Origin of the sequence: Oceanisphaera sp., assembly GCF_048268965.1 — a bacterium.
GTDB lineage: Bacteria > Pseudomonadota > Gammaproteobacteria > Enterobacterales > Aeromonadaceae > Oceanimonas.
On record NZ_JBLWUK010000036.1, the window covers coordinates 17,348 to 28,246 of the forward strand.

Below are 10,899 nucleotides of genomic sequence, written 5' to 3' on the forward strand. Positions count from 1 at the left end.
AGTGTACCTTAACTCGTGAGATGTGAGGAGTAAGGCGTAACAGCAGCTGTCTACAAACTGGGTGTTTTCCAGCTTACGCTTTACGCTTCACCCCTTTGGCGCGGGGCTTTCGTTTACGAAACGCCTTGGGCCTGGCGCCACCTTGCAGGCCTTTAAAGGCATCGGCATCCACCTGGGCAATCAGTTGGGGCAAAGACGCTTCCAGTTCGGTCATAAAGGCCTGATACCCCGCCTGCCTGCGACTAATGGCGTCCAGTACCGACTCCCATCGCGCCGTCATGTCCGGCGTGGTGGCCGACGCCGGCAGGCTGGCAATCAGTTTGGTGCCCGCTTCGTTGGCACGGATCTGCTTGCCTTCGCGACGTAAAAACTGCCGGCTGAACAGCAATTCGATAATACCGGCCCGCGTCGCCTCTGTGCCCAGGCCATCGGTATCGCGCAGTATTTTCTTCAGCTCGCCGTCGGTCACATAGCGCGCGATATGGGTCATGGCGGCCAGCAGGGTGGCATCGGTAAAGTACCGCGGCGGCTGAGTCAGCTTGTCGAGCAGCTCCCCCTGCAGGCACAACAGGGGGTCCCCTACCTTGAGGTCGGGTAAGGAGGTGGGTAATGCTTCCTCCTCATCTTCCGCTTGCTTGCCTTGCTGGGCAAACAGGGTTTTCCAGCCCGGTTTGATCGTCTGCCTGGCGGTTGCCACAAAGCAGCCGCCCGCAATCTCGACCTCCAGGCGCTTGTCTTCATAGCTCCAGGGCGGATAAAACTGGGCCAGGTATTGTCGCGCCACCAGACGATAGATGTGTTGCTCGGCACTGGACAGCTTGCTGCCGTCCATGGTTTTGGCGGTGGGAATAATGGCGTGATGCGCGGCCACTTTTTTATCGTTCCAGGCCTTGCTGCGCAAGCCGAGATCCGCCTCGGCTACCGCGGTTGCCAGCTCCGGGCTGGTTTTTGCCACCGCCGCCGTCACGGCACCGGCCTGATGAAAATGATCGACGGGCAGATAACGATTATCGGAGCGGGGATAGGTAAGCAGCTTGTGGCGTTCGTACAATACCTGACAGATATCCAATACCTGCTTGGCGCTGAAACCGAAGCGGCGTGCCGCATCTATTTGCAGTGCAGACAGGTTGTAGGGCAGCGGCGGCGCCTGGTTGCGCACCTTGCGCTCGGCGCCACTTACCCGCCCCGGCTGACCCGTAATGCGCTTGATGACATTTTCTGCCAGGGCGCGCGATAGCACCCGGCCCTCTTCATCCTGCCAGGGCGCACAGGCCTCGCTGGGTTGCCATTTGGCTTTAAACTGCGCCAGATCGTCGGTTTGCAGCAATGCCAGTACTTCGTAATAAGGCTTGGCAACAAAGTCGGCGATCTCCTGATCGCGCCGCACCACCAGCCCCAGTACCGGCGTTTGTACCCGCCCCACCGACAGCACGCCCTGATAGCCCATCTTTTGCCCCTGCAGGGTACAGAGCCGGCTCATGTTGATGCCATACAGCCAATCGGCCCGGGAGCGAGCCAGTGCCGACACCGACAGGGGGACAAACTCTTTATTGGGTTTCAGGGAGGCCAGTGCCTTTTTGACCGCGCCGGGGTTAAGGTCACTGATCAAACAGCGCTGCACCCGGGCCCGTTTGGTGGCAGGAACGCCACAAAAACTGATCACCTCATCCACCAGCAACTGGCCTTCTCTATCCGGGTCCCCCACATGGACGATGTCGGTGGCTTGCTTGAGCAGCTTTTTAACGACCGTCAACTGACTGCGGGTTTTGGGCTTGGCTTCCAGCTTCCATTCCTGAGGGATAATCGGCAGGTGCTCCAGCCGCCACTGTTTATAAGCGGGATCGTACGCATCGGGCTGCGCCTGCTCCAACAGATGACCAATGCACCAGGTGACTACATCGCCATTGCCAAGGCGAATAAAGCCATCGCCCTTTTGCTGAGGTTTGGGCAAGACTTCCGCCAGGGCGCGGCCCAGGCTGGGCTTTTCGGCAATATAGAGGATCATGTGGCACGCTTAAAATAACTGTATATGAATACAGGTTAACAGCTGTGAACGGCTCGATTCAATAATCGTCTTGCAGCAGGAAGTCGTCCATGGACTCGACCAGATAAATCCAGTCGTCTTCCACTACCGGAGTCACCGGGTCTTCATCGCCTTCGCCATACTCTTGCCAGTAATAGGCGCGCAGCGCCAGCGGAAAGTCACTATAGTCTTCAGCCAGTGCCGACAGCGGACCAAACCACAGAATGCGGGTCAGGCCAGCGGTAAGATCGTTGAGGTATTCCACCAGGGTTTCCGGTTCGGGATATTGTTCCATCAGCAGCTCGAACCGCTCGGTGGCGGCGGCAGTTTGTTGTGCATCCAGCTCACCCAACTCGGCAACATAGCTCACATAATCGTGCAGCAGGTAGTGTCGCGCATGTTCTTCATCACTCAGCCACTGGCAACGGGTTTCTTTTCGGCTGATCACCGACAAGGCCACCCCTTCATCGAGAAAACACAATGCCCACGCTTTACTATCCATTTACCACTCCGCCGCTGCTTGAGAATTTATTGCTGTTTAAGAGAGCCAGTTTAGCTGAATGCCGCTCAAGATGTGAGGGAAACAAGGCAGGAAGCGCGCCCCCCAGAAGCCGGCCTTTTTAGTCAAAACTCTGCTCAGCGCTCAGAGGCAGCTGGGTAGCCTCCTCCGACTCGCTCAAGTACTTCCATGTAGCGCTCAAATACATGACGTCCCTGTCATGTGATGGTCGGCTGAGGCTATCCCACCCACCTCTTCTTTAGTCTCTGAGCCTTCGGTAGGTAACATTGACAGGCTACTCCGCTGTCCATGGGAAGGCAGAGGGTGCCTGCTCCGCCGACCCTCCGCGCCAAGGATGGCGCGGTGGAGCCTACAGGGAGGTATTCACGGCGAGTCGGAGGAGCAGTGCCCTCTGCCTGACTGCACCACTAATATCAACAAATAGCGCTAGGGGACAGAACCGAAGCTGGAAGCAAAACACCGAGCTGCCCTGCTCTTTCGGCTCTCAGCTTCACGCTTCTGGCTTTCTTTATCCCTTGCCGTGCAGCGTTTTTTTCTTGTTGTAGGCTTTGATTTTACTTCGCCACCAACGCTTGAGCTTGTCGCGGCGCCACCCTAGCAGGGTCAGGCTTAACAGCAGATAAATAACCGGCTGGATCCAGCCGGATTTAACCGCCCACCAGTAATGAATCGGTACCAACAAAGCCGCCAGATATACCCAGTTATGCAGCCGCTGCCAGTGGCAGCCCAGCCGACGCTGCCAGCCTTGGGTCGAGGTGATCGCCAACAACAGCAATACCACCCAGGACACCATGCCTAAGGTAATAAAGCCGCGCTTGATGATTTCGCTGCCAATCAACCCCCACGCCAGCTGTAAATCCAGCCACAACCACACCAGCACATGCAGACTGGCATAGGCAAAACACCACAGGCCAATCAACCGGCGCACCTTGATTAGCGCCCCCGCCTTTAACATTTTCGCCAGTGGTGAAATACATAAGCAGAGCAGTAAAATCCGCAGTGCCCAGTCGCCCAGATACTGCATCAGCTCGGGGACCGGATCGGCGCTAAAGCGCCCGACCGAAAACGCCCACGGCAGCCATACCAAGGGCAGACAGGCGGCCAGGTGGAGCACTACTTTTAAAATGGTGACCTGCCTGGAGCTGAGCTTCATTAGTAAAACTTCCGCAAGTCCATACCCCGATACAGCTCGGCCACTTCCTCCTGGTAACCATTGAACATCAAGGTAGGTTGGCGCTCGCTGCCGAACAGGCCGCCTTCGGCAATCACCCGCTCGGAAGCCTGGCTCCAGCGAGGGTGATCCACCTGGGGGTTCACATTGGCATAAAAGCCGTATTCAGAGGCGGCCGACTTGTTCCAGGTGGTGGGGGGCTGCTTGTCGGTAAGGTGAATGTGCACAATCGACTTTATGCCCTTGAAACCGTACTTCCAGGGCAATACCAAACGCACCGGCGCACCGTTTTGCGGGGGGAGCGTCTTGCCGTACATCCCCACCGTCAGCATGGCCAGCGGGTTCATGGCTTCATCGATGCGCAACCCTTCAACATAGGGGTACTCAATACCACCGCCGATAAATCGCGAGGCCTGGCCGCGCATTTGTTCGGGATCATACAGGGTCTCAAAGGCCACATACTTCGCCTTCGAAGTGGGGTTGGCCGCCTTGATGACGTTGGCCAGGGGCACCCCAAGCCAGGGAATCACCATGGACCAGGCTTCAACACAGCGGTGGCGATAAATACGCTCTTCAAGCTGTTGTTTTTCCAGCCAGGCCCATACATCTATGGTGTGCGGATTATCCACTTCACCAGAAATGGTCATGGTCCAGGGCCGGGTCTTGAATTGCTGGGCATAGCGAACGGGATCGGACTTGTCGGCTCCAAACTCGTAAAAGTTGTTATAGCTGGTGGCCACCCGCTCGGCAGTCACAGGGATATCAAGCTGGTAGGCCTTGGGTTGAGTAAAGGTGAGCGGCACTGTCTTTGCCATGGCCCTGGTGGTGGGCTGGGTTTCCTTGTCGCCGCCGAACAAGGAGTCCAGAAAGCCGGCGCTGGCGCCATTGCTGAAGGCGGCGGCTCCCAGCCCCAGCCCTTGCACTAGGTGCCGGCGCTGACGGTAAACCGACTCGGGCGTGACTTTGTTTTCGCTCAGTGCCGATTTTTTCTTGTTGTGGATCCGCATAGGACTTCCGTTGTTTCATCTCATGACTGATTGCATACAAGGAGCGTCATCGCGGCTAAAAAATTTCACTCCTTGCGCTTTTCCTTGTACGTGCCGGCTTCTATGCCGTGCCGATTGAGCAGTTTGTAAAAATCGGTTCTGTTACGCCCGGCCAGTCCTGCCGCTTGGCTGACGTTGCCTTCTGTCATGCGTAATATTTTGTGCAGATACAAGCGCTCAAACTCGGCCCGCGCTTCATTAAAGGTTGGGAACGGCTCACCGCTGTCCGCCAGTATGCCTTCCAGCAACTGGGTGCCTATGACCGGCGCCGATGCCATGGCTACCGCCTGCTCGACCACATTCAGTAATTGCCGCACATTACCCGGCCAGCTTGCCGCCGCCAGCATGGACAAGGCTTCCGGGGCAAAGCCCGTCACCTGGGTTTGCTGGCGCTGTTTGAGTTGCTCCAGGGCCTGGCGGGCCAGCAGGGGGATATCTTCCGGCCTTTGCTGCAGGGCGGGCAGATTCAGGTTCACCACATTGAGGCGATAAAACAGATCTTCCCGAAACTTGCCCTGCTCCATGGCCGTCACCAGATCTCTATTGGTGGAGGACATGACGCGCACATCGGTTTTAATGCTGCGCGTGGCACCCAGGGGGCGCACCTGCTGCTGTGCCAGCGTCTGTAACAGCTTGCCTTGCAAGGCGGGCGTGAGCTCTCCGACTTCTTCCAGCAACAAGGTGCCGCCGGCTGCCGACAGAAACACGCCGGGATGATCCGAGGTCGCGCCCGCAAACGCACCTTTAACATGACCAAACAGCTCGGACTCCAGTAGTTGCTCTGTGATGGTACCGCAATTAAGGGCGATAAACGGATGATCCTGACGCGGACTGGCCTCGTGCAGTGTCTGTGCCATCAACGCCTTGCCCGCCCCCGACGGCCCGGTGATCATGACGCTGATATCCAGTGGCGCCATGCGCCTGGCCTGCTCCAGCAAGGCCACCATCACCGGGCTGCGCGTGATAATGCGCTGCTGCCAATCATCGGTCATGGCCGGTAACGACACCGCAAGCGCGCCATTGATGGTTTTACGCAGCTCTTCCTTGTCGATGGGTTTGGTGAGAAAGCCAAACACGCCCGAGCGAGTCGCGCTAACCGCATCGGTAATGGAGCCATGAGCCGTCATAATCACCACCGGCAGGCCTACATGCTGGCGCTGAATACGATCGAACAAGGCCAGACCATCCATGCCGTCCATGCGTAAATCACTCAACACCAGATCGGGCCGCTCCTGCTCCAGCCACTCCAGGGCCTCGGCGCCACTGGCGGCGGTGTGCACCGCAAAGCCTTCACTTTTCAAGCGCAAGCCCAGTAATTTCAGCAAGCTGACATCATCGTCTACCAGCAGTATTCTGGCTTTACGTTTCATGGCATCTACTCTCGAAATTTACGGTCATTGATCTGTTGATCGATATTAGCCAGCTCTTTCAGCTTGCGCGTCAGGCTATCTACCTGCTGTTGACGTTCGGCCAGCTGGCGCTGCTGTTGCAGTAGTTTCTGATTATAGACCTGATAGACACCAAACAATTGCTGCTCGTGGCCAGTGGCACCGGATGCATGTTGCTGAAACAACTGCTGAGCCTGCTGCCGTTGGCTGCTGGTGGCATCGGGATGGCTCAGCCACAAGGCCAGTTCCAACTCATTACCGCTAACGGCTTGTAACCGCCGCAGCGCTTGCTGGCGCTCGGTTTCGCTGCTGTGTGTAACGGTGGCCGATAATTGCAGCCAGTCTTTCAGCTGCTGGCTTTCGGCCACCAACGGCAGCTCTGGCTCCGGCTCAGGTTGGTGAAACTGAGGAAGCAAGGTACAACCCGACAACATGAGCGCCAATACACCGCAACACCATGCTTTATTCATGTTTTATTCCTTTATCATTCTTGTTAGGCAGGCTTAGTTCAAAACAAACCAGCTCTGTTGTTGTGTTCAGCACTAACCGTCCGCCCATGCTCTCGGCGGCTTCGCGCGCAATGCTCAGGCCTATCCCCGAACCCTTGAGCACGCCTTTTCGTACCTGGCTGCCCTGCACGAAAGGCTCGAAAATACGCTCTCTATCCCGTTCGGGGATGGGTTGCCCCGTATTGGCGACGGTCAGTACATAATCAGTGGCTTCCAGATGCGCGGCTATTTGCAACACGCCCCCCGCATCGGCGTAATTCACCGCATTGGAGATCAGATTATCCAGCACCAGCTTCAAACGATGCCCGTCGGCAAGGGGGCATTCATCAATCAGGGCCACGCTGACCTGCAGTGCTTTATTTTCAATGGTCAGGCGATGCGCTTGCAGGCTTTGTTCCAGCAGCGGCAATACCGGCACCGGCTCTTCATACACCTGTACCTGCTGAATGCGATTGTAATCCAGCAGCTGCTCAATCAACCCCTGCAAACGAAAGCTGTTATGCACCAGCAAGCCGCAAATTTCTTCCTGCTCCTCCGTCAGGGGCCCCGTGACTTTTTCCAATAACAAGTCGGCCCCTTCGCGCAGGCTGGCCAGTGGGGTTTTCAGCTCGTGAGAAAGATGACGCAAGAACTGCAGCTTTTGCGCTTCCAGCTCCCGCAACCGCAGGTGTAACCACTGCAGCTTGTCACCCAGCGCCACCAGCTCTGACGGGCCTCGTATCGGCTTCTCTTCCGGATCGATCCCCGCCCCAAGATTTAAAATTCTTTTTTCCAGTTGCCGTACCGGGCGAATAATAAGATACGTAAACAGCAGGGCCAGCAACAGACTGGCGCCGCCCAGAGCCGCGCTGAGTATCCACAATTGCTGGCGCACCACAATAACCTGATCCCGCTCTTGTTGAATGCGCTCATCAATCTGCGCCCGGGTCAAGCGGTCCAGTGCCAGGGTGGCGCTGCTAAAGGCATTGAAAATGACGGCTCGTTCCCGGATCTGCTCGTTGCTGGCCTGGGCCAAGTCCACCAGATACACCAGCTGATGCTGCAGCGAAGCACCCAGGGTGCCGCCATCGATCCCCAGTAATAATTGCTCCAGTTCCAGCCGATAACGCTCGAGCAGCCGCAGGTAAGAGTGCCGCAGCTCCGGGTTTTCCAACACCACATAACGGCGAATGGCGCGCTCCATTTCAAGCGCCAAATCATGCAAATCCGACGCTCTGCGCGTATCCACCACGGCGTTTTCAATGCCATCCTGTGCCAGCAGCATGACCCGCTCCAGGCTACGGCCATTCTGGACCACCAGCAAGATAAGCGGCAGCAGCACCAGGGTAAAGGCAATCAATACCAGCCGTAGCAGAGAACGAGGGGCAAACCCCCCAGCCGCATTAGACATTATCCACACACCTCATCACGTGACGATGACGCAGAATAGCAAAAATGATCGCGAACGCAGACCACATAAATAAAAACGGTCACCCTGGGGTGACCGTTTTGATGAACAGGCCCGCTGGCCATGAGTTGCTGTCTAACTACAGCAGGCTGTGTTTGTCCAGCAGTCGGTACAAGGTCGCCCGGGATATATTCAGTTGCTTGGCGACCGAACTGACTTTGCCCTGCGACTCGTTAAGCACCCGGGCCAGGGCCTCTCGCTCCGCCACTTCCCTGATGGCCTTGAGGCACTCTCCGCTCGTTGGGGGCGGGCCTGACTCCAGCTCCAGGTCGATGGGCTGAATATAACGCCCCGTAGCCATGACGGTAGCCCGCTGCACCCGATTGATCAGCTCTCTTACATTACCGGGCCAGCCATGGCGCAACATGGCCGCTTCGGCGGGCTCGGAAAAGTCAATCTGGGACTCTCCCTTCTGCTGATGCAGAAAATTTCTGGCCAACAACAGCACGTCCTCTCCACGCTCCCGCAGCGGGGGTATCTTGAGGCGAATGACATTCAGGCGAAAATACAGGTCTTCCCTGAACTTTCCCTGCCGCACCGCTTCTTCCAGATCCACATGAGTGGCCGCAATAATGCGCACGTTCAGATTTATCGACTGATGCGAACCCACCCGCTCTATGGTTTTCTCCTGCAGAAAACGCAACAGGTTCACCTGCTCTTCCAGCGGTAAATCGCCAATTTCATCCAAAAACAGGGAACCGTGATTGGCCGCCTCCATTTTGCCGATTTTACGCTGGGTGGCACCGGTGAAGGCCCCTTTTTCATGACCAAACAATTCCGATTGCACCAGCTGAGCCGGCAAGGCACCACAGTTGACGGCCACAAAGGGGCCGTCTGCACATTCTGAACCTTCATGCAGCTGCCGAGCCACCAGCTCCTTACCGGTGCCACTCTCTCCGGTGATCAACACCGGCAGCTGGCAACGAGACAGCTTCTGCAATTGCTCTCTCAGGTAATGCATGCTCTGACTCTGGCCCAGAATCGTTTCCGTTGATTCCGGTGCTAACGATGGCTTTCGTTCATTACCACATAATTGTGCCATACCCAGTGCGTGGCCAAGCATATACTGCAACCGGGTGAAATCGGGCGGACTGGTATGAAAGTCGTAAAAGTAGTTTTTCAACAGGTATCGTACATCATGAGAGTTCATTTGAGACTTTGTCACCATGGCAATCCAGAACACGGAAGCATGATGACGAATAAATGTTTCAATTGAGTCAATATCTGCCGCTGTACCGATTTCAATAATGCCCACTTGAATGCCTTCCATCCAGGACGGTGGGGGTGGGCTGGCCAGAGAATTGAGATGTCGAACATCCCACTCCATTTTACTGATTTCTTTGACGAGCTCGTTATTTCTATGACACACGAATAGTGTGGGGTACTGCTGTTGCCGGTGATTCATAGCTATTCCCTGCTTTATAGTTATGCCGGTCTGCCACTGCCGGTCTTCCATTTAATGCTAGCCGAAAACCCAAGAATAAAAGCAACCATGTATAACTTTTAAGCTTAAGTAATTAATTTTTTCTTTCTAAAAGAAATAATGTCTTGTTTCTGATACCAAGCCTTCATTCACAAGAGGGAGCTTAATTGTTTGATTTTTATAAGCTTTATTAATTTTTATAAAAACCCTATCTCTTAAGTGAGACAAAAACAATTACACCATAAAAATAAACACTTACATTTCAATAGCTTAACTTCTGGCCTTGTTATTGCAACTTCCCCTGTACCACAAAGTGAAACGGTAAGCGGACCTACCGCACAGGGAGCACCAGATGAAAGTCACCACAATAACAGCGCATTACACCGCAGCAACGGTACTTTTACTGTCTCTTAATGTCATGGCTGCCGCTCACCACCAAGATGTCAGCACCATAGCGCCGGGCACGATAAACGATGTCAGCGGCGTCATCGGCATCAACATGGCTGCCGGTGACAACAACGCCCAGGCAAACCTGCGCAGCATCACCATCGGCGAGAACGCCCAGGCAGCCCACCGTAGCCGGATGACGGTGACCGCATCACCTGACGACAGCGCCGCCAGCGCAAGCATAGCAGCCAATACCCTGAATAACGCCCGCGGTTTGATTTCGGTCAACCAGGTGGCGGGCTCCGGCAACATTCAGCTCAACGACATAGCCATCGCCTTGGGTGCCAGTACGCAAATTAGCTCCGATTCCTTATTGATGGTGCGCCTGCCCGAGGCCGGAGCATCCACAGACGAAGATAAACTGGCCAGCAATAAAACGGTTTATCTCGATACCAATTCGCTGAATGGGGCCGCCGGTGCCATTCAGATCAACCAGATTGCCGGGCACGGCAATATAGCGATAAACAGGGTCTCGATGCCCCTGAACTAAACGGCATGACTCGTGGTGTCCGTCACCCCGAACACGCCAACATTGCAGTGAGTAAAAATAAATTAAAAATTGCTTTCAAGGAGAGAGACAATGAAAAAGCTTATTATAGCTCCAGTAGCGGCCGTAGTAATGATGGGCCTGAGCGGTTATGCCAATGCAACAAACTACGACACTGGTATCGACATCTACAAGAAGGTCCATGTCACAAACTACACCAACTATTACGGCTATGTCGGTATCGGTGGTTACGTCAAGGTCAACAAGCTGGGCATGGCGGTCGTCGACAACGAACAGAGCTCCAACTCTAACTGGACGACAAACGATCGCAACACCAATAACGCCAAGATACTGGATGGTTCTGCCTCCACCCTGGTCGGTAATGTCGGCGTGAACGTGGCCGCCGGCGACAACAACGTGCAGGCCAACAACTCGGCC

9 protein-coding genes and 1 pseudogene are annotated in these 10,899 nt (G+C 55.4%); 2 read left to right on the forward strand and 8 right to left on the reverse strand.

Annotated features, from left to right (window positions below):
- Positions 1-73: 73 nt before the first annotated feature.
- From ACN0VL_RS13395 to ACN0VL_RS13430, 8 genes are all read right to left on the reverse strand, one after another.
- On the reverse strand, positions 74-2,005 hold the full coding sequence (locus ACN0VL_RS13395) for a DNA topoisomerase III (RefSeq protein WP_417618185.1): 1,932 nt from the start codon (positions 2,003-2,005) through the stop codon (positions 74-76).
- Between the two features lie 58 nt (positions 2,006-2,063).
- Positions 2,064-2,525, reverse strand: coding sequence for a hypothetical protein (locus tag ACN0VL_RS13400; RefSeq protein WP_417618187.1), 462 nt, complete (start codon positions 2,523-2,525; stop codon positions 2,064-2,066).
- 526 nt (positions 2,526-3,051) lie between these two features.
- Entirely contained in the window at positions 3,052-3,696 is a 645-nt protein-coding gene (gene msrQ, locus ACN0VL_RS13405) for a protein-methionine-sulfoxide reductase heme-binding subunit MsrQ (protein ID WP_417618189.1), read from the reverse strand.
- The gene (gene msrP / locus ACN0VL_RS13410; RefSeq protein ID WP_417618191.1) at positions 3,696-4,721 is read right to left on the reverse strand and encodes a protein-methionine-sulfoxide reductase catalytic subunit MsrP; all 1,026 of its coding nucleotides are present in this window, start codon (positions 4,719-4,721) and stop codon (positions 3,696-3,698) included. Before msrP ends, msrQ begins: the two co-directional genes overlap by 1 nt.
- A 65-nt stretch (positions 4,722-4,786) precedes the next feature.
- A complete protein-coding gene (locus ACN0VL_RS13415) occupies positions 4,787-6,130 on the reverse strand; it encodes a sigma 54-interacting transcriptional regulator (RefSeq protein WP_417618193.1) in 1,344 nt (447 codons plus the stop codon).
- Positions 6,131-6,135: 5 nt separating this feature from the next.
- Positions 6,136-6,618 carry a hypothetical protein gene (locus ACN0VL_RS13420; protein WP_417618194.1) on the reverse strand — a complete coding sequence of 161 codons (483 nt, stop codon included), beginning with the start codon at positions 6,616-6,618 and terminating at the stop codon, positions 6,136-6,138.
- A complete protein-coding gene (locus ACN0VL_RS13425; protein WP_417618196.1) occupies positions 6,611-8,047 on the reverse strand; it encodes a sensor histidine kinase in 1,437 nt (478 codons plus the stop codon). Before ACN0VL_RS13425 ends, ACN0VL_RS13420 begins: the two co-directional genes overlap by 8 nt.
- A 136-nt stretch (positions 8,048-8,183) precedes the next feature.
- The gene (locus tag ACN0VL_RS13430) at positions 8,184-9,509 is read right to left on the reverse strand and encodes a sigma 54-interacting transcriptional regulator (protein WP_417618198.1); all 1,326 of its coding nucleotides are present in this window, start codon (positions 9,507-9,509) and stop codon (positions 8,184-8,186) included.
- A 370-nt stretch (positions 9,510-9,879) separates the two neighbouring features.
- On the opposite strand from ACN0VL_RS13430, the gene ACN0VL_RS13435 reads away from it, so the two are divergent.
- Both ACN0VL_RS13435 and ACN0VL_RS13440 read left to right on the forward strand, forming a co-directional pair.
- Positions 9,880-10,464: a hypothetical protein gene (locus ACN0VL_RS13435; protein ID WP_417618200.1), complete on the forward strand. Its 585-nt coding sequence runs from the start codon at positions 9,880-9,882 to the stop codon at positions 10,462-10,464.
- 90 nt (positions 10,465-10,554) lie between these two features.
- Positions 10,555-10,899: pseudogene (locus tag ACN0VL_RS13440) on the forward strand (hypothetical protein); the annotation flags it as partial.